The 19004-nt window shown below is 69.0% G+C and carries 19 protein-coding genes; 15 read left to right on the top strand and 4 right to left on the bottom strand.

Annotated features, from left to right (window positions below):
• The first annotated feature begins 362 nt into the window (after nucleotides 1–362).
• From gspD to gspF, 3 genes are read left to right on the top strand one after another with little or no spacing between them, the layout of a single operon-like run.
• Nucleotides 363–2708 carry a type II secretion system secretin GspD gene (gene gspD / locus HWX03_RS31880; RefSeq protein ID WP_175823401.1) on the top strand — a complete coding sequence of 782 codons (2346 nt, stop codon included), beginning with the start codon at nucleotides 363–365 and terminating at the stop codon, nucleotides 2706–2708.
• On the top strand, nucleotides 2705–4204 hold the full coding sequence (gspE, locus tag HWX03_RS31875; protein WP_175873997.1) for a type II secretion system ATPase GspE: 1500 nt from the start codon (nucleotides 2705–2707) through the stop codon (nucleotides 4202–4204). The genes gspD and gspE overlap by 4 nt, the downstream gene beginning before the upstream one ends.
• A gap of 4 nt (nucleotides 4205–4208) precedes the next feature.
• Nucleotides 4209–5426: a type II secretion system inner membrane protein GspF gene (gene gspF, locus HWX03_RS31870; protein ID WP_175873996.1), complete on the top strand. Its 1218-nt coding sequence runs from the start codon at nucleotides 4209–4211 to the stop codon at nucleotides 5424–5426.
• Between the two features lie 29 nt (nucleotides 5427–5455).
• On the opposite strand, the gene HWX03_RS31865 is transcribed toward gspF, so the two are convergent.
• Nucleotides 5456–5866, bottom strand: a complete 411-nt coding sequence (locus HWX03_RS31865; RefSeq protein WP_174432091.1) for a general secretion pathway protein GspC — start codon at nucleotides 5864–5866, stop codon at nucleotides 5456–5458.
• Nucleotides 5867–6043: 177 nt separating this feature from the next.
• Between HWX03_RS31865 and gspG the strand changes: the two genes are divergently transcribed.
• From gspG to HWX03_RS31825, 8 genes are read left to right on the top strand one after another with little or no spacing between them, the layout of a single operon-like run.
• Nucleotides 6044–6496, top strand: a complete 453-nt coding sequence (gspG, locus tag HWX03_RS31860) for a type II secretion system major pseudopilin GspG (RefSeq protein WP_175823404.1) — start codon at nucleotides 6044–6046, stop codon at nucleotides 6494–6496.
• A gap of 39 nt (nucleotides 6497–6535) precedes the next feature.
• Nucleotides 6536–7105 (top strand): GspH/FimT family pseudopilin, encoded by a 570-nt coding sequence (locus HWX03_RS31855; RefSeq protein WP_174432090.1) that lies wholly within the window; start codon nucleotides 6536–6538, stop codon nucleotides 7103–7105.
• Nucleotides 7106–7107: 2 nt separating this feature from the next.
• Nucleotides 7108–7509: a type II secretion system minor pseudopilin GspI gene (gene gspI, locus HWX03_RS31850; RefSeq protein ID WP_175874064.1), complete on the top strand. Its 402-nt coding sequence runs from the start codon at nucleotides 7108–7110 to the stop codon at nucleotides 7507–7509.
• On the top strand, nucleotides 7487–8188 hold the full coding sequence (locus HWX03_RS31845; protein ID WP_175873995.1) for a prepilin-type N-terminal cleavage/methylation domain-containing protein: 702 nt from the start codon (nucleotides 7487–7489) through the stop codon (nucleotides 8186–8188). Before gspI ends, HWX03_RS31845 begins: the two co-directional genes overlap by 23 nt.
• Before the next feature lie 2 nt (nucleotides 8189–8190).
• On the top strand, nucleotides 8191–9300 hold the full coding sequence (gspK, locus tag HWX03_RS31840; RefSeq protein ID WP_175873994.1) for a type II secretion system minor pseudopilin GspK: 1110 nt from the start codon (nucleotides 8191–8193) through the stop codon (nucleotides 9298–9300).
• A gap of 26 nt (nucleotides 9301–9326) precedes the next feature.
• The gene (gene gspL, locus HWX03_RS31835) at nucleotides 9327–10706 is read left to right on the top strand and encodes a type II secretion system protein GspL (RefSeq protein ID WP_175873993.1); all 1380 of its coding nucleotides are present in this window, start codon (nucleotides 9327–9329) and stop codon (nucleotides 10704–10706) included.
• Nucleotides 10703–11209 carry a type II secretion system protein M gene (locus HWX03_RS31830; RefSeq protein WP_175823408.1) on the top strand — a complete coding sequence of 169 codons (507 nt, stop codon included), beginning with the start codon at nucleotides 10703–10705 and terminating at the stop codon, nucleotides 11207–11209. The genes gspL and HWX03_RS31830 overlap by 4 nt, the downstream gene beginning before the upstream one ends.
• A 36-nt stretch (nucleotides 11210–11245) precedes the next feature.
• On the top strand, nucleotides 11246–12034 hold the full coding sequence (locus HWX03_RS31825; RefSeq protein WP_175874063.1) for a type II secretion system protein N: 789 nt from the start codon (nucleotides 11246–11248) through the stop codon (nucleotides 12032–12034).
• A gap of 25 nt (nucleotides 12035–12059) precedes the next feature.
• Here HWX03_RS31825 and HWX03_RS31820 read toward each other — a convergent pair whose 3' ends face one another.
• Together HWX03_RS31820 and HWX03_RS31815 are read right to left on the bottom strand one after the other, a co-directional pair.
• On the bottom strand, nucleotides 12060–13625 hold the full coding sequence (locus tag HWX03_RS31820) for an efflux transporter outer membrane subunit (protein WP_175873992.1): 1566 nt from the start codon (nucleotides 13623–13625) through the stop codon (nucleotides 12060–12062).
• Between the two features lie 269 nt (nucleotides 13626–13894).
• Entirely contained in the window at nucleotides 13895–14179 is a 285-nt protein-coding gene (locus tag HWX03_RS31815; protein WP_175873991.1) for a multidrug ABC transporter ATPase, read from the bottom strand.
• A gap of 173 nt (nucleotides 14180–14352) precedes the next feature.
• Here HWX03_RS31815 and HWX03_RS31810 point away from each other — a divergent pair, with 173 nt between their 5' ends.
• Nucleotides 14353–14841 (top strand): MarR family transcriptional regulator, encoded by a 489-nt coding sequence (locus HWX03_RS31810; protein ID WP_175873990.1) that lies wholly within the window; start codon nucleotides 14353–14355, stop codon nucleotides 14839–14841.
• A 178-nt stretch (nucleotides 14842–15019) separates the two neighbouring features.
• On the top strand, nucleotides 15020–16582 hold the full coding sequence (locus HWX03_RS31805; RefSeq protein WP_175873989.1) for a DHA2 family efflux MFS transporter permease subunit: 1563 nt from the start codon (nucleotides 15020–15022) through the stop codon (nucleotides 16580–16582).
• 69 nt (nucleotides 16583–16651) lie between these two features.
• Here the strand turns inward: HWX03_RS31805 and HWX03_RS31800 are convergent, their stop codons facing one another.
• Complete coding sequence (locus HWX03_RS31800) at nucleotides 16652–17578, bottom strand: LysR family transcriptional regulator (RefSeq protein WP_175873988.1); 927 nt, start codon at nucleotides 17576–17578, stop codon at nucleotides 16652–16654.
• Between the two features lie 142 nt (nucleotides 17579–17720).
• Between HWX03_RS31800 and HWX03_RS31795 the strand changes: the two genes are divergently transcribed.
• The gene (locus HWX03_RS31795; RefSeq protein WP_174433866.1) at nucleotides 17721–18194 is read left to right on the top strand and encodes a CidA/LrgA family protein; all 474 of its coding nucleotides are present in this window, start codon (nucleotides 17721–17723) and stop codon (nucleotides 18192–18194) included.
• A 13-nt stretch (nucleotides 18195–18207) separates the two neighbouring features.
• Entirely contained in the window at nucleotides 18208–18930 is a 723-nt protein-coding gene (locus tag HWX03_RS31790; protein ID WP_175823414.1) for an LrgB family protein, read from the top strand.
• Nucleotides 18931–19004 lie beyond the last annotated feature (74 nt).

The raw sequence follows: 19004 nt of genomic DNA, 5'->3' as shown, positions 1-19004 counted from the left end.
GAATTGCGCGAAGCTCGGGAAAACCCGTGCCTGTTATTCGTGCGACGAGAAACGTGCCGCCCGTATCATACCGGCAGACCGCCGGATTGCGACAGGCAGGAATACGGCAGCCCGGTTATACCGCATTTCCGTGTCGGTTCATCGCGAAATGGGGGCGACGGCAGCGGCGACGGCCGGCATGCGGAGTGTGACGCCGATCCTTACATATTGCATACGATTCACCGGATACATGTCGTATGTGAGACAGTCTTCGGATCAATGTGATATTTCGGACATGAAAAACTGCTAATGTCGCCTCTTTCGGACTTGGATCCCAGCACTACCGCCGGAAGTGGCCTGAGCCGGCATCGACCCATTCATCCATGACAAGAAATCGCTTCGTTATGCGGCGTATCGCCACGACCCTGCTCGTGGCCGGCATCATCGTCTCGCAGGCCGCCTACGCTCAGGTCACGCTCAACTTCGTGAATGCGGATATCGACCAGGTCGCGAAAGCGATCGGCGCCGCGACCGGCAAGACCATCATCGTCGACCCCCGTGTGAAGGGGCAGCTCAATCTCGTGGCCGAACGACCGGTGCCGGAAGACCAGGCGTTGAAGACGCTGCAGTCGGCGCTGCGCATGCAGGGCTTCGCGCTCGTGCAGGATCACGGCGTGCTGAAGGTCGTGCCGGAAGCCGACGCGAAGCTGCAGGGCGTGCCGACCTATGTCGGCAACGCGCCGCAGGCGCGCGGCGACCAGGTGATCACGCAGGTGTTCGAGCTGCACAACGAATCGGCGAACAACCTGCTGCCCGTGCTGCGGCCGCTGATCTCGCCGAACAACACGGTGACGGCCTACCCGGCGAACAACACGATCGTCGTGACCGATTATGCGGACAACGTGCGCCGCATCGCGCAGATCATCTCGGGCGTCGACAGCGCCGCGGGCGCGCAGGTGCAGGTCGTGCCGCTGCGCAACGCGAACGCGATCGACCTCGCCGCGCAACTGCAGAAGATGCTCGACCCGGGCGCGATCGGCAACAGCGACGCGACGCTGAAGGTATCGGTCACGGCCGACCCGCGCACCAACTCGCTGATGCTGCGCGCATCGAGCGCGTCGCGCCTCGCGGCCGCGAAGCGCCTCGTGCAGCAGCTCGACGCGCCGAGCGGGGTGCCCGGCAACATGCACGTCGTGCCGCTGCGCAACGCCGATGCGGTGAAGCTCGCGAAGACGCTGCGCGGGATGCTCGGCAAGGGCGGCAACGACAGCGGCTCGTCGGCGTCGTCCAACGATGCGAACAGCTTCAACCAGAGCGGCGGCTCGTCGTCGAGCGGCAACTTCTCGACCGGCACGTCGGGCACCCCGCCGCTGCCGTCGGGCGGTCTCGGCGGTTCGTCGTCTTCGTCTGCATATGGCGGCGGCGGCTCGTCCGGCGGTGGCGGGCTCGGCACGGCCGGTCTGCTCAGCGGCGACAAGGACAAGGGCGACGACAACCAGCCGGGCGGGATGATCCAGGCCGACTCGGCGACCAACTCGCTGATCATCACCGCATCCGATCCGGTTTACCGGAACCTGCGCTCGGTGATCGACCAGCTCGACGCACGGCGTGCGCAGGTCTATATCGAAGCGCTGATCGTCGAGCTGAACTCGACGACGCAGGGCAACCTCGGCATCCAGTGGCAGGTCGCGAGCGGCCAGTTCCTCGGCGGTACGAACCTGAACCCCGGGCTGGGCCTGGGCAACAGCATCATCAACCTGACGGCCGGCGGGGTGGCCAACGCCGCTGGCGGGATCACCGGCGGCGGGCTGGCCTCCAATCTCGGGCAGTTGTCCCAAGGGCTGAACATCGGCTGGCTGCACAACATGTTCGGCGTGCAGGGGCTCGGTGCACTGCTGCAGTATTTCGCGGGCGTGAGCGACGCGAACGTGCTGTCGACGCCGAACCTGATCACGCTCGACAACGAGGAAGCGAAGATCGTCGTCGGCCAGAACGTGCCGATCGCGACCGGTTCGTATTCGAACCTGACGAGCGGCAACACGAACAATGCGTTCAACACCTACGACCGTCGCGACGTCGGCCTGACGCTGCACGTGAAGCCGCAGATCACCGACGGCGGGATCCTGAAGCTGCAGCTCTACACCGAGGATTCGGCGGTCGTCGCGGGTACCACGAGCGCGCAGACCGGCCCGACCTTCACGAAGCGCTCGATCCAGTCGACGATCCTTGCCGACAACGGCGAGATCATCGTGCTCGGCGGCTTGATGCAGGACAACTACCAGGTATCGAACAGCAAGGTGCCGCTGCTCGGGGACATTCCGTGGATCGGCCAGCTGTTCCGTTCGGAATCGAAGGTGCGCGCGAAAACCAACCTGATGGTGTTCCTGCGCCCGGTGATCATTTCCGATCGCGGCACCGCGCAGGAAGTCACGGCCAATCGTTACGACTACATCCAGGGTGTGACGGGCGCGTACAAGTCGGACAACAACGTGATCCGCGACAAGGACGACCCGGTCGTCCCGCCGATGCCGCTGGGCCCGAGCCAGGGCGGTACGCCGGCCGGCAACCTGTTCGATCTCGACAAGATGCGTCGCCAGCAGTTGCAGCGCCAGGTCGCGCCGGTGCCGGCCCAGCCGTTGCCGGAGGCCACGCCCGCGCAGCCGCAAAGCGTGCCGCAGCAGGCGGTGCCGCAACAGCCGCTGACCACCGCACCGGGAGCCTCGCAGTGAGCGACGTGCTCGCGTCTTCCGCCCACGACGGCGCGCCGGGTGAACGGCAGCCGCCGTCGCCGCTCGCCGCGCGCCTGCTGCCGTACGGCTTCGCGAAGAGCGGCCAGGTGCTGATCGCGCACCAGCTCGACGACACGCTCGAGGTGTGGATCAGCGAACGCACGAGCGACGCCGCGCTCGCGGAGATCGCGCGCAACTTCGGCTCGATCGCCGTGCATCGCGTGCCGGCCGACGAGCTCGCGCAGGCGATCAACCAGGCCTACGCGCGCCAGGACGGCAGCGCCGCGCAGGTGGTCGGCGAGGTCGAAGGCGAAGTCGACCTGTCGCGGCTGATGCAGGACATCCCCGAGGTCGAGGACCTGCTCGAATCGGAAGACGACGCGCCGATCATCCGGATGATCAACGCGCTGCTCACGCAAGCGGCGCGCGAACAGGCGTCGGACATTCACATCGAGCCGTTCGAGAATGCGTCGGTCGTGCGCTTTCGCGTCGACGGCACGCTGCGCGACGTCGTGCGCCCGAAGAAGGCGCTGCACGGCGCGCTGATTTCGCGGATCAAGATCATGGCGCAGCTCGACATCGCGGAGAAGCGCCTGCCGCAGGACGGCCGCATCACGCTGCGCGTCGGCGGCCGGCCGGTCGACGTGCGGGTGTCGACGCTGCCGACCGGGCACGGCGAGCGCGCGGTGCTGCGTCTGCTGGAAAAGGATGCGAAGCGCCTGAACCTCGAAGCGCTCGGGATGGGCCGCGACACGCTCGTCCAGTTCGACAAGCTGATCGCCCGCCCGCACGGCATCGTGCTCGTCACGGGCCCGACCGGCTCGGGCAAGACGACCACGCTGTACGCGTCGATGTCGCGGCTCGAAACCGCGACGACCAACATCATGACCGTCGAGGACCCGATCGAATACGACCTGTCCGGCATCGGCCAGACGCAGGTGAACGAGCGGATCGGGATGACCTTCGCCCGCGCGCTGCGCTCGATCCTGCGCCAGGACCCGGACGTGATCATGATCGGCGAAATCCGCGACCTCGAAACCGCGCAGATCGCGGTGCAGGCGTCGCTGACGGGCCACCTCGTGCTCGCGACGCTGCACACGAACGATGCGGCGTCCGCCGTCACGCGTCTGACCGACATGGGCGTCGAGCCGTACCTGCTCGCGTCGTCGCTGCTCGGCGTGCTCGCGCAGCGCCTCGTGCGCCAGCTGTGCCCCGTCTGCAAGGAAGAGCGGCACGAGGAAGGCCGCACCGTGTGGCATCCGGTCGGCTGCGACAAGTGCGGGCATTCGGGCTACGCGGGCCGGCGCGGCGTGTACGAACTGCTGCTGGTCGACGATTCGATCCGCGCGCTGATCCACCGCAACGCGGCCGATGCGGAGATTCTCGCCGCGAGCCGCGCGGAAGGCATGCGCACGCTGCGCGACGACGCCGAGCGCTGGCTCGCGGCCGGCGCGACGTCGCTCGAGGAAGTGCTGCGCGTGACGGGAGGCGCATAGCGCGATGCCGGCATTCCGTTTCGAAGCAATCGATTCGGCGGGACGCGCGCAGAAAGGCGTGATCGATGCCGACAGCGCGCGTGCCGCGCGGGGCCAGCTGCGCACGCAGGGGCTTACGCCGCTCGTCGTCGAGCCGGCCGCCAGCGGGACGCGCGGCGCGCGCTCGCAGCGGCTCGCGTTCGGCCGCAAGCTGTCGCAGCGCGAACAGGCGATCCTCACGCGCCAGCTCGCGAGCCTGCTGATTGCGGGGCTGCCGCTCGACGAAGCGCTCGGCGTGCTCACCGAGCAGGCCGAGCGCGACTACATCCGCGAACTGATGGCCGCGATCCGCGCGGAAGTGCTCGGCGGCCATTCGCTTGCGAATGCGCTGGGCCAGCATCCGCGCGATTTTCCGGAAATCTACCGGGCGCTGGTCGCGGCCGGCGAGCACACCGGCAAGCTCGGCATCGTGCTGTCGCGTCTCGCCGACTACATCGAGCAGAGCAATGCGCTGAAGCAGAAGATCCTGCTGGCGTTCACGTATCCGGGCATCGTCACGCTGATCGCGTTCGGCATCGTCACGTTCCTGCTGAGCTATGTCGTGCCGCAGGTCGTCAACGTGTTCGCGAGCACGAAGCAGCAGTTGCCGGTCCTCACGGTCGTGATGATGGCGCTGTCGGAATTCGTGCGGCACTGGTGGTGGGCGATCCTGATCGCGGTCGCGCTCGTCGTGTGGTTCGTGAAGGCGACGCTGTCGCGCGCCGGGCCGCGGCTCGCGTTCGATCGCTGGGTGCTGACCGCGCCGCTCGCGGGCAAGCTCGTGCGCGGCTACAACACGGTGCGCTTCGCGAGCACGCTCGGCATTCTCACCGCGGCCGGCGTGCCGATTTTGCGCGCGTTGCAGGCGGCCGGCGAGACGCTGTCGAACCGCGCGATGCGCGCGAACATCGACGATGCGATCGTGCGCGTGCGCGAAGGCTCCGCGCTGTCGCGCGCGCTGAACAACGTGAAGACGTTTCCGCCGGTGCTCGTGCACCTGATTCGTTCGGGCGAGGCGACGGGCGACGTGACGACGATGCTGGATCGCGCGGCCGAAGGCGAAGCGCGCGAGCTGGAGCGCCGCACAATGTTCCTGACGAGCCTGCTGGAGCCGCTGCTGATCCTCGCGATGGGCGGCATCGTGCTCGTGATCGTGCTGGCCGTGATGCTGCCGATCATCGAGCTGAACAACATGGTGCAGTAACGGCCTGGCATTCGGCAGGCCGCTACCGTTCAACGCATGTAGATCGCGGGGGACGGCGTGTTCGCCGGCAGTTGGACTTCGGTGCGGGCGCCGTTGCGCTCGACGATGATCGAGCGGGGGCGGACTTCGGCGAGTTTCGCGCCGGACGTCACGTCCGCGCCGAGCGACACCGCACGCGGCGGTTCGCCGCCGATGCCGACGATCGCCGCGCCGCCGTGATCGAGCGCGAGAATGCCGAACAGGTGGATGTCCTGCACGGGATTCTTGTCGAGCTGACCGCCGAAGAGCGCGGCGGCGTCCTCGGTGCGGATCGGCAGCCGCGCGGCGGCGGCGGGCAGCGGCGCTTCGCGGGCCGACAGCGTGACGACCCAGTAGGTGGCCGTCGCGCACAAACCCGCGAAGAGGGCGAGGGAAAGGATCCGGATCGAGAGCGCGTTCATGCGCGCTATTGTACGGATGTATATGAAATTTGCGTTGGGTGAAAGCCCTCGGCGATGCGCGCCTTACAATGCGTGCTCCGCGCCCGCGGTATCGGAAGGTTGCCGTCAGGCAATCGTCCCGAATGCGCCGGGTGCGTCACTCAATCGACGACATTTTTTGGAAAGAGGTAGTCAGTCATGCAAACGTGGATCACTCGCCGCAACGCGGCCGTGCGTCGTCAGCGCGGTTTCACGCTGATCGAGATCATGGTGGTGGTCGCGATCCTCGGGATCCTGGCGGCGCTGATCGTGCCGAAGATCATGAGCCGCCCGGACGAGGCGCGCCGCATCGCCGCGAAGCAGGACATCGGCACGATCATGCAGGCGCTCAAGCTGTACCGTCTGGACAACAGCCGCTATCCGACCCAGGAGCAGGGCCTGAACGCGCTGATCCAGAAGCCGACCACCGATCCGATCCCGAACAACTGGAAGGACGGCGGCTATCTCGAGCGCCTGCCGAACGATCCGTGGGGCAACGGGTACAAGTACCTGAACCCGGGCGTGCACGGCGAGATCGACGTGTTCAGCTACGGCGCCGACGGCAAGGAAGGCGGCGAAAGCAACGACTCCGACATCGGCTCGTGGCAATGAGCCGGCGCTGATCGACCCGACGTTTCATTCCCGTTCTTCATGCTCGCCATTCGCACGACCTCCCGCTGCGGCCGCGATTGCCGTGTGCGTCGCGGTGCGGTGCCGTCCGTACCGGCAGGTGCCGATGGCGGCTTGACGAAGCACCGCGCGGCGCGGCGTCGCGCGCGCGGCTTCACGCTGCTCGAAATGCTGGTCGTGCTCGTGATCGCGGGGCTGCTCGTGTCGCTCGCGTCGCTGTCGCTGACGCGTAATCCGCGCACCGACCTGCGCGAGGAAGCGCAGCGCATCGCGCTGCTGTTCGAGACGGCCGGCGACGAAGCGCAGGTGCGCGCGCGGCCGATCGCATGGCAGCCGACCGCGCACGGTTTCCAGTTCGACGTGAGCTCGCCCGACGGCTGGCGCACGCTGCGCGACGACCTGCTGCGCCCGCGCGACTGGGACGGCGGCGTGACGGGCGCGGACATCGATTACCCGGGGTCGGACACGCGCGCGAACCGCGTCGTGTTCGGCACCGAGAGCATCGACACGCCGGTGCGCGTGACGCTGCATTCGGCCGCCGGCAGCGCGACGATCGTCGGCACCGGCAACGGCCGCTACGAGGTGCAATGACGATGCGTCGTCGCCTGCCCTTCCCCATTTCTTCCTCCCGCGGCTTCACGATGATCGAGGTGCTGGTCGCGCTCGCGATCATCGCGGTCGCGCTCGCCGCGTCGATCCGCGCGGTCGGCACGATGGCGACCAACGCGTCCGAGCTGCATCGCCGGCTGCTCGCCGGCTGGAGCGCCGACAACGCGCTCGCGCAGCTGCGCCTCACGCATGCGTGGCCGGAGGTCGGCGAACAGAGTTTCGACTGCTCGCAAGGCAACGTGCAGCTCGTCTGCACGCAGCGCGTGAGCACCACGCCGAACCCGGTGTTCCGGCGCGTCCGGATTTCGGTGAGCATGCCCGGTCGTTCCGGCGTGCTCGCGCAGATGGTGACGGTGGTCGCGAATGAAACCAGCCGTCCGCTCTGACGCGCCGATGCGACGCCCGTCCGCCCCCTCGGCCCGCCCCGCCGCCCGCGGCTTCACGCTGATCGAGCTGATGATCGCGATCGCGATCCTCGCGGTGGTGGCGATCCTCGCGTGGCGCGGGCTCGACCAGATCATGCGCGGTCGCGACAAGGTCGCATCCGCGATGGAAGACGAGCGCGTGTTCGCGCAGATGTTCGACCAGATGCGCATCGACGCGCGGCTCGCCGCGACCGACGACGAGGCCGGCCAGCCGGCGATCGGCGTCGCCGGCAATACGCTGCAGATCGTGCGCGCACTCGACGTGCCGGGCGTCGCGCCGCGGCTGCAGGTGGTCCGCTACCGGATCGCCGGCGGGCGCGTCGTGCGCTATGCGTCGTCGCCGATCAACGACACGAACCGGCTGCGCACCCTGCTGAAGGACAGTAGCGTCGAAGGCTGGAGCTGGGTCGCGCTGATGGGCGGCGTCGGCGCGATTGACGCGAAGCTGTACGTGCCGCGCGTGGGCTGGACCACCAACCTGCAGACGGCCGACGAAGCGCTCGCGCAGAACAACGACGCGCTCAAGGTGCCGCAGATCGGCAACGCGCCGCCCGCGCGCGCGGTGACCGGGCTGCAGGTCAGCATCGGCGCGACGTCGCTGCGCGTGCCGGTCACGCGCATCTTCCTCGTCGGGGAATGACGATGCGTGCGCGCCCTTCCCGCCGACTGCCTGCCCGCCGCCAGCGCGGCGCCGCGATCATCACCGCGCTGCTCGTGGTCGCGCTGTCGGCGATCCTCGTGTCGGGGATGCTGTGGCGCCAGCAGGTGCAGATCCGCCGCATCGAGAACCAGCGCACGATCGCGCAGGCGCAGTGGGTCGCGCGCGGCGCGCTCGACTGGACCCGGATGATCCTGCGCTCCGAAGGCGACACGGCGCCCGGCATCACGTATCTCGGCGGGATCTGGGGCGTGCCGATCGCGAAGACGAAGCTGTCGGATTTCCTCGGCCGGATCGGCGCACCCAACGATAGCGGCAGCGAAGACACCTATATCTCCGGCTCGATCGAGGACGCGCAGGCGAAGTTCAACCTGCGCAACCTCGTGTCGTCGCCGGCGCCCGGGGTGCTGCAGTTGAACGTCACGCAGATGCAGGCGTTCCAGCGCCTGCTGACGACGCTCGGCTACGACGCCGCGTTCGCGAAGCGCATCGCGCTGCAGGTGCGCGCGGGCCTGCTGCATTCGGCCACGCGGTTCCAGATGCCGAACCTGCCCGGCGGCGGCGGTACCGCCGCGAACGCCGCGACCGCACCGGTGACGAGCGGCGACATGCAGGGCAGCGGTTTCACCGACGATCCCGGGATGGCCGGCGGCGACCGCGGGCCCGCGCCGCTGATGATGACGCGCGTCGGCAGCCTGCTCGACGTCGACGGCGTGACGCCCGAAATGGTCGCGCGGCTGCGCCCGTTCGTCACCGTGCTGCCGACCACGACGCCCGTGAACATGAACACCGCGCCGGCCGAAGTGATCGCGGCGCTGGTGCCGGGGATGAGCGTGTCGTCCGCGCAGGCGCTCGTGTCGCGCCGCGAGACGGTATTTTTCCGGAACGTCGGCGACGTGCAGCTCGCGCTGCGCGGCGCCGGCGCGCCGCCGAACGTGACGATCGACTCGAGCCTCGTCGACGTCAATTCGAGCTATTTCATCGTGCATGGCCGGATCCAGCACGAACGCGCGGAGGTCGACCGCACCTCGCTCGTGTATCGTGATCCGACCACGCACTCGACGCGGGTCGTGCGCATCCGCGACCAGCTATAACGACGCCAATCGGGAGAGGAGCTCTTGTGAGCACGTTGATTGTTTCTTTGCCGCCGCGCGAGCCTGCCGTGCCGTTGCAGGAATGGCAGTGGCCCGAGCTGCCGTTCACGCTCGTCGACAAGGCCGGCCAGGTGCAGCGCGCGGGCCGCGCCGCGCTGGCGCTGCTGCCGCGCGCGAACGCGACGGTGCTGATCGTCGCCGCGCGCGACGTGCTGCTGCTGGCCGCGACCGTGCCGCCGCTGAAGGGGCCGAAGCTGCGCCAGGCGCTGCCCAACATCGTCGAGGATCAGCTGATCCAGGATCCGCTCGGCTGCCACATCGCGCTCGACCCGGCCGCGCTGCCCGACGGGCGCCGCGTGCTGGCCGTCGTCGATCGCGCGTGGTTCCGCACGATCTGCGACGCGTTCACGGCGGCCGGCCACCGGCACCTGAGCGCGGTGCCCGCGACCCGCTGCCTGCCGGCGCCGCGCGCGCCGGCCGAAGCGGCATCCGCCGTGCCGGCCGACGGCGAGGCCCTCGATGCCGCCCCGCTTGCCGCGGTCGCGGCCGCGGCCGAGCTGCCTGCCCGCCCGGCGACGGTCGCCGCGGTGCTCGGGCTTGCGACGGCGGTCGAACCGGTGCTCGTCGAAGCCGGCGCGCTGCCGGCCGCGGCCGGTGCGCCGCGCCTCGAGCTGGCGGTCGCGCGCGGCGCGCTCGGCGAAGGTTTCGCGGCGCCCGCGTCGCGCGCGGCCGGCACGCTGGCCGCGCTCGCCGGCGGCGGTGACATCGAACTGTACGAACTCGGCGAACCGGGCGCGGAGCCGCGGCTCGCGTCGGTCAGCCGCACCGACGCGCCGCTGCTGGCGGGCGCCGCGCCGCTGTCGTTCGACACGTTCGCGCGCCGGGCGCTGACCGAGCCATTCGATCTGTGCCAGTTCGAATTCGAATCGCAGCCGTGGCGCTTCGACCGCGCGACGCTCAAGCGCCTGCGCGTGCCGATCGCGCTCGCCGCGGCGACGCTCGGCGTCGCGGTGATCGGGATGAACCTGCACTGGTGGAAGCTGTCGCGCGAGCGCGATGCGCTGTCCGCGCAGATCACCGAGACGCTCCTGTCCGCGTTCCCGAAGACGACCACCGTGCTCGACCCGCCCGCGCAGATGCAGCGTCAGCTCGACCAGCTGCGCCTCGCGGCCGGCGAGCTGTCGCCGAATGATTTCCTCGCGCTGTCGAGCGGCTTGTCGCGCTCGATGGGCGCGCTGCCGCTGAACGGCATCGCGTCGCTCGACTATCACGACCGGCGGCTCGACGTCGGCTTCAAGCCGGAGGTCAAGGTCGATCCCGATTTCACGCAGCGCCTCGCGCGTAACGGACTGTCCGGCGAAGTCGACAGCAACACGGGCAAATGGACGATCCGGAGCCGCTCATGAAAACCGAACAACTGAACCAGACGCTGGCCCAGTTCTGGGGCGAGCGCTCGCCGCGCGAGAAGACGCTGCTCGGCTGGGGCGGCGCCGTGCTGGCGATCGCGATCGCGTATTCGGTGCTGTGGTCGCCCGCGCAGGAAGGCCGCGCGCGGATCCAGCGCGAGCTGCCGACGATGCGTCAGGAACTCGCGCAGATGACCGCGCAGGCGAACGAGGCGAAGTCGCTCGCGGCTGCCGCGCAGGGCGTCGCGCCGACCGGCCTCGCGCTGAAGGACGCGCTGACCGCGTCGCTGTCCGATCACGGGCTGCAGGGCGCGCAGGTGCAGATCGTCGGCAACGGCGTGCAGATCCAGATGAAGAACGTGTCGTTCCCGGCATGGACCCAGTGGCTCGACGATGCGCGCCGGCAGTTCAAGGTGCAGGTCGGCGAAGCGCATGCCACGGCGCTGAAGGACGACGGCCAGGTGGACCTGACGGCCGTGATGCAACCTTCCGTCCAGAAATAGATGACGGCAGTGGATGACGCAAACGAAGGTCGGCCGATGCGGCCGTGGGCAAGGCGGCTCGTCGCCGTATTGCCGTGGGTGCTGGCAGGCGGCCTGGCGACCGCTGTGACGCTCGTCGCGCTCGCGCCGGCCGCGTGGATCGCGCCGCAGTTCGCGCGTGCGACCGGCGGCCACGTGAATCTCGTCGATCCGGACGGGTCGCTGTGGCACGGCTCGGGCACGCTGATGCTCGCGCCGGGCGCCGACCAGAGCGCGGCGACGCTGCTGCCGGGCCGGGTCGAATGGACCACGCACTTCTGGCCGCTGCTGACCGGGCGCGTGCAGATGCGCATGCGGCAGACGGAAGCGATGCCCGATGCGGTCACGCTCGATGCGACGTGGCGCGGCGCGGTGCTGTCGGCGGGCAAGATGGCCGTGCCCGCCTCGCTGCTCGCGGGGCTCGGCACGCCGTTCAACACGCTCGACCTGCAGGGCGACGTGCGGCTCGGCTGGAGCGACTGGCGGCTGTTCGGCAACAACGCGTTCGGCCAGTTGACGGTGACGATCGATTCGATGAGTTCGCGCGTGTCGCGCGTGAAGCCGCTCGGTTCGTACCGCGCGGTATTGCAGGCGAAGGGCGCGGGCGCCGATCTCGACCTGTCGACGACGCAGGGCCCGCTGTTCCTCGACGGGCACGGCAGCTTCGGCCCCGGCCAGGGATCGTTCCGCGGGACCGCGCATGCGGCGCCCGAGCAGCAGGCGAACCTCGCCGGGCTGCTGAACCTGCTTGGGCATCCGATCGGCAACAACCAGGTGTCGCTGATCTTCGGCGACGCGCAGCGCTGATTGCGCGCGTCGCCCGCTTCCCTTCCTACTTCTGCGCGAGCGGCGCGACGGCCGACGGTGCGGTGGCCGCGGGTGCGGCCGCACCGGACGCCGGCAAAGGCGCCGGCGCCGCCATGTCGCCGTTCTCGCGCGCCATCTCCGATACATTCCAGCCGCCGCCGAGCGCCTTCACGAGCCCGACCGACGACGCCATCCGCTGCCCAGCGATCGTCGCGAGCTTCTGCTGCGCGGTGAATGCGGTGGTCTGCGCGGTCAGCACGTTCAGGTACGCGACCGTGCCGGCCTTGTACTGGTTCGTGACGATCGCGAGCGCGTGCTCGGCGCTGTCGACGGCCTGCCGCTGCACGTCGATTTCCTGCGCGAGGATACGCTGCGACGCGAGATTGTCCTCGACGTCCTGGAACGCGGTGAGCACCGCGAGGCGATAGGCGGCGACGTCCTGGTCGTAGGTCGCGCGTGCGGCGTCGGTCTGCGCGGCGCGCAGCCCCGCGTCGAACAGCGTGGCCGCGAGTTGCGGGCCGACCGTCCAGAAGCGCGCCGGCAGCGTGAACAGCTGCGACCACACCGAGCTCTGGAAGCCGCCGGTGGCCGACAGCGTCAGGGTGGGGAAGAACGCGGCGATCGCGACGCCGATCTGCTCGTTCGCGGCCGCCGCGCGGCGCTCGGCCGCCGCGATGTCGGGCCGGCGCTCGAGGATCGCGGACGGCACGTCGACCGGCGTGATCGGCGGCTCGGCCGCGAGCGGGTTCGGCGGCAGCGAGAAGGTCGACGCCGGTTCGCCGATCAGCGTCGCGATCGCATGCTCGTACTGCGCGCGGGCGACGCCGTTGTCGATCTGCGCGGCCTGCGCGCTCTGCAGCTGTGTCTGCGCCTGGATCACGTCCGCGCGCGCGGCGACGCCCTGCGCGTACTGGTTCTGCGTGAGCTGCAGCGATCGTTCGTACGACTTCACGGTGTCGTCGAGCAGCTTTTGCAGCGCATCGGACGTGCGCAACTGGAAATAGGTCTGCGCGAGCAGCGCCTGCTGCGACAGCCGCGCGTTCGCGAGATCGGCCGCGGCGGCCGCTTCACCCGCGCGCTGCGCGCTGACGGTGCGGCTCACCTTGCCCCACAGGTCGGGTTCCCAGCTGGCGTCGAGGCCGACGCTGTAGCTGTTGTTGATCGACCCGGTCGACCCGCTGCCGAAATTCGACGACGAGCCCGACGACGTGCGCGGCGTCCGCACGCGCGAGCCCGATGCGGTCAGCCCGACGGTCGGGAAATACGCGGCGCGCGCCTCGGTGACGAGCGCGCGCGCCTGCCGGTAGGCGGCCGCCGATTGCGCGATGGTCTGGTTCGACGCGTTGAGCCTGCCGATCAGCGCATCGAGCTGCGGATCGTTGTAGACCGTCCACCACGCGCCGCGGTCGGCGCGATCGGCGGGCTGCGCGACTTTCCAGCCGGCCGGCGCTTCCTTGAAGGCGGCGGGGATCGACGTGTCGGGCCGGTGATAGTCGGGCCCGACGGCGCAGCCGGCGAGCAGCACGGCCATCGCAATGGCGACGGCGGCGCTCAGCGGGCGAACGGCGCGCGGGAGGGAGGCGTACGGCATGGTGGTTTTCCTGTCTGGGCGTGGCGGCCGGCGAGCGGCGCCGCGCGATGCGGTCGTCATGCCGCTGGCGGACAAATGGTAACTGACGGCGGGAAAGCTGCGCAGCCCTAAGGGTACGGTGCGCGGTGGCCCGGATGTGTTACCGGCGCGGCCGGCCGGTTTACCGGCCATTACGGCTCGCTTGCGGGAAAACGGACGTGCGGACGGCGGCCGCGCGTGACGCGGCCGGGATCAGGCGGGATAGTGGGGAAAGCGGGAGCGCTGCTGCGTCAGTGGCAGCGCACGGGCGCCGGGACGGGTTCGGCGGCGGCCCGCCATGTCGACGGCTCCGTCACGGCCGGCTGGCTCGTGCGGCGGGCGGCACCCTTCGCGTTGCGCTGCCGGCGATGATCGAACCATGCGAACCCGAGCGCCGCGAGCGAGCCGCCAGGCACGACCAGCATCGTCACGTACAGCGCGATCTTCCAGCCGCGGTGCGGCCCGGAGAACACATGATGAGCGGTATCGGTCAGGTTGCGGCGCAGCGCGCCGGCGGCATTTTTCAGGAACAGCATCGCGAACATCCTCGGGGTGCCCGGCAGCGCGGGCCAATCGGTCAGAACATAGTCTCCGGCAGTGCAACATGCACGTCGTAACTGGTTGACTCAAATAATATTGACTAAGCAATCATTTTTCAAGATACTGGGCGCGTTTTAACCCGAAACGCACTATTGCTGCGCGCGCAAGTATGACCGGCGGCCTCTACGATCCCGAGAACATCGCGCTGGAAACGAGCCTCGGCTATTACCTGTCGAAGGCGAAGCAGGCGCTCGTCGAGCGGATGGATCGCGCGCTCGAGCCGCTCGACCTCACCGCGCAGCAGATCGGCGTGATCCTGCTGCTGTCGCGCGGCTACGCGCGCACGCCGTTCGAACTGTCGCGCAAGATGTCGTACGACAGCGGCTCGATGACGCGCATGCTCGACCGGCTCGAACGCAAGGGGCTGATCGCGCGCGCGCGCAGCGAGCAGGACCGCCGGATGATCGAGCTGACGCTGACCGAGCGCGGCATCGAAGCCGCTCGCGCGCTGCCGTCGCTGGTCGCGACCGTGCTCAACGCGCAGCTCGAAGGCTTCTCGGCCGACGAACTCGCGACGCTCACCGGCCTGCTGCAGCGCTTCATCGCCAACGGGCCCGGTTCGACCGGCTGCCCGAAGCCCGACGAACCCGACTGCTGATGCGCGCGGAGCCCCTCATGTCTAGGTTAAACATCCGCTTATTTCTCTGTCTGGGCAGAAGATGACGAGGCACGCGCTCCGCTTTTTCCCTTTTTCATTCCACCCGGCCGGGCCGCGCTGCGTCGCGCGCCCGTGCGTTGTGCCGGCGCGTCGTACGCGCCGCGTCTAGGAGATTCCGATGTCCGCCACCACGGCATCCGCCCCCTCTCCCGCTGCCGCACCCGCGCCGCTGACCGGCGGCGCGCTCGCGCTGCTGACCGTCGGGCTCGCGCTCGGCACCTTCATGGAAGTGCTCGACACGTCGATCGCGAACGTCGCGGTGCCGACCATCTCGGGCAGCCTCGGCGTCGCGACGAGCGAAGGCACGTGGGTGATTTCGTCGTACTCGGTCGCGTCCGCGATCGCGGTGCCGCTCACCGGCTGGCTCGCGCGCCGGGTCGGCGAGGTGCGGCTGTTCACGCTGTCGGTGCTCGCGTTCACGATCGCGTCGGCGCTGTGCGGCCTCGCGACCAACTTCGAGACGCTGATCGCGTTCCGGCTGCTGCAGGGCCTCGTGTCGGGGCCGATGGTGCCGCTGTCGCAGACGATCCTGATGCGCAGCTACCCGCCCGCGAAACGCGGGCTCGCGCTCGGGCTATGGGCAATGACGGTGATCGTCGCGCCGATCTTCGGCCCGTTATTGGGCGGCTGGATCAGCGACAACTACACGTGGCCGTGGATCTTCTACATCAACCTGCCGATCGGCGTGTTCTCGGCGACCTGCGCGTACTTCCTGCTGCGCGGCCGCGAGACGAAGACGTCGAAGCAGCGGATCGACGCGATCGGCCTCGCGCTGCTCGTGATCGGCGTGTCGTGCCTGCAGATGGTGCTCGACCTCGGCAAGGACCGCGACTGGTTCAACTCGACGTTCATCGTCGCGCTCGCGCTGATCGCGGTCGTGTCGCTCGCGTTCATGCTCGTATGGGAGGCGACCGAGAAGGAGCCGGTGGTCGACCTGTCGCTGTTCAAGGACCGCAACTTCGCGCTCGGCGCGCTGATCATCTCGTTCGGCTTCATGGCGTTCTTCGGCTCGGTCGTGATCTTCCCGCTGTGGCTGCAGACGGTGATGGGCTACACGGCCGGCAAGGCCGGCCTCGCGACCGCGCCGGTCGGGCTGCTCGCGCTCGTGCTGTCGCCGCTGATCGGCCGCAACATGCACCGGCTCGACCTGCGGATGGTCGCGAGCTTCGCGTTCATCGTGTTCGCGGGCGTGTCGCTGTGGAACGCGACGTTCACGCTCGACGTGCCGTTCAACCACGTGATCCTGCCGCGGCTCGTGCAGGGTATCGGCGTCGCGTGTTTCTTCGTGCCGATGACGACGATCACGCTGTCGAGCATTTCCGACGAACGGCTCGCGAGCGCGTCGGGGCTGTCGAACTTCCTGCGCACGCTGTCCGGCGCGATCGGCACCGCGGCCAGCTCGACGTTCTGGGAGAACGACGCGATCTACCATCATGCGCGGCTGTCGGAATCGGTGAGCGTCTATGCGCAGAACACGACCGACTACCAGGGCGCGCTCGCGCAGCTCGGCATCGTCGGGCAGACGGCCAATGCGCAGCTTAATCAGCTCGTCACGCAGCAGGGCTTCATGATGGCGACCAACGACTTCTTCCGCCTGTCGGCGGTGATGTTCATCGCGCTCGCGGCGCTCGTGTGGATCACGAAGCCGAAGAAGGGCGCGGGGCCGGCGATGGGGCATTGAGGACACGCCGGGCGGCCATTATGGCCGCCCTTTTTGTTTCACCGTTCGCTTCAACGCCCCGCGCGGCCCTCACTCCCTCGCCCGCAATCCCCCAAACGCCAGATCGTCGGCCGGCGCGAGCGGCAGCGTCGCCCGCGCGACGTCGAGCCACGCCCGCGCCGCGTGCGACAGGTAGCCCTTCTTCAGCCAGCCGAGCGCGATCGCCCACGTGATTTCCGGCTCGACGATCGGCCGGCACGTGAACTGGCCCGCGTCGAGCCGCCGGCAATACGGCTCGGGCAGCAGCGCGATGCCGACGCCCGCATGCACGAGCGCGGCCATGAAATCCCAGTGGCCGCTGCGGCTCACGATCGACGGCGTGAAGCCGGCCTGCCGGCACGCATCGAGCACCGCATCGTGCAGCGCGAGGCTTTCCGCGTAGAACACGAACGATTCGCGCGCGAGATCCGCGAGCGGCACGGTCGGGTGGTCCTCCCAGCGCGACTCGCGCGGCGCGACGAGCCACAGCGGCGCGCGCACCATCGGCAGCCGCTCGAACGTGCCGGGATCGACCGGCTCCAGCAGCCCGCCGAGTTCCAGCTCACCCGACGTCAGCGCGGCCTCGATCATCCGCGCGCCCTGCTCGAACAGCTTCAGCTCGATGTTCGGATAGCGCTGCTTGTACGCGGCGATGATCGGCGTGAACAGCGAACCGCCGAGCGGCGGAATGCCGATCGTCAGCTCGCCGCGCCCGAGCGTGCCGAGATCGTTCAGCTCCGACTGCAGCTGCGCCTGCGCGGCGAGCACGTCCTGGCCGCGCTGGAACACGATCCGCCCGGCGTCGGTCAGCACCATCTGGCGGCCGTCGCGCAGCAGCAGCGGCGAACCGATCTCGTCTTCCAGCGCCTTCACCATCTTGCTGATGGTCGGCTGCGTGACGAACAGCTTGTCGGCCGCCGCGGTGAAGCTCTGCTGGCGAACCACCTCGACGAAGTACCGCAGCGCGCGCAATTCCATCGAACACTCCCCAGATTGGTGCAGCAACACTCAAACGAATTCCGAATTGGAATGACAAGGATAGAGACAAGTCATTTTATTTATGGTTAGGGGAAACCCTATACTTGCGCCATTGACAGAAACATCTGTATGGAGCCCCGCCATGAACAAGCCGACCGCTACTGCTGCCGCCCGCCCTGCCGCTTCGGGCAGCCTCGCGCACACGGGCCGGATCGTGCTGCAGGCCGCCGCGCTCGGCGTGCTGTGGATGGCGGTCGACTGGGCCGTGCGCAAGGTCGGGCTGCCGATTCCGTCCGGCGTGATCGGCCTCGCCGTGCTGCTCGTGCTGCTGTTCTCGGGCCGCGTCGCGCCGGCGTGGGTGAAGGACGGCGCGAACTGGCTGCTGTCCGACATGCTGCTGTTCTTCGTGCCGGCCGCCGTCGCGGCCGTGCAATACGGCGGGCTGTTCCGCGAGGACGGCTGGCGCATCGCGCTGGTGATGCTCGCCGGCACCGCGTTCGTGATGGTCGCGGTGGCCGTGGCGGTCGATCTCGCCGCGAAGCTCGAACGCCGGCTCGCCGTGCAACGCGTGTTCGCCGAGCGCCGCCGGATGCGCCTGAGCGCCGTCGCGCACTGAGCCGGAGCCGCCCATGCTCGCTGCGCTATCGAACCTGCCCGCCGACCGCGTGAATACTGCGATCTCCGTCGGCTGCTTCGTGCTGACGGTCGTGCTGTATTTCGCGTCGAAGCGGCTCTACGCGTACAGGAAGACGCTGCTGTTCTCGCCGCTCGTGTTCGTGCCGGGCGTGCTGGTGCTGCTCGTGCTGCTGACCGGCATCCCGTATTCGGTCTATTTCCGCGACACCCGCTGGCTGATGTGGCTGCTCGGCCCGGCGACGATCGCGTTCGCGGTGCCGATCTACGAATATCGTGACCTGATTCGCCGCCACTGGCTGTCGCTGTCGGTCGGCGTCGCGGTGGGGATCAGCGCAGGCGTATGCGGATCGCTGCTGCTCGCGAAGCTGCTGCACCTGTCGCCCGAACTGCAGCGCTCGCTGATGACGCGCTCGGTGTCGACGCCGTTCGCGCTTGCCGTGTCGGACAAGATCCACGCGCCGAAGGACCTTACGGCCCTCTTCGTGATCGCGACCGGCATCTGCGGAATGCTGCTCGGCGAACTGGTGCTCGCGCTCGTGCCGATGCGCACGCGGCTCGCGCGCGGCGCGCTGTTCGGCGCGGCCGCCCACGGCGTGGGCACCGCGAAGGCGCGCGAGATCGGCAACGAGGAAGGCGTCGTGTCGAGCCTGACGATGATGATCGCGGGCGTCGCGATGGTGCTGATCGCGCCGCTGCTGTCGCTGCTGCCGATCTGACACCCGAGGGGCGGGCACCGCTGCCCGCCCTGCCATTCTGCCCGCCCGCTCCGTCTGACGACCCGGTTCCCGCA

Source organism: Burkholderia sp. BCC0397, assembly GCF_902832865.1.
Taxonomy (GTDB): Bacteria; Pseudomonadota; Gammaproteobacteria; order Burkholderiales; family Burkholderiaceae; genus Burkholderia.
Note: the sequence above shows the minus strand (reverse complement) of the source record. Positions and strands in the feature narration are given on the sequence as shown.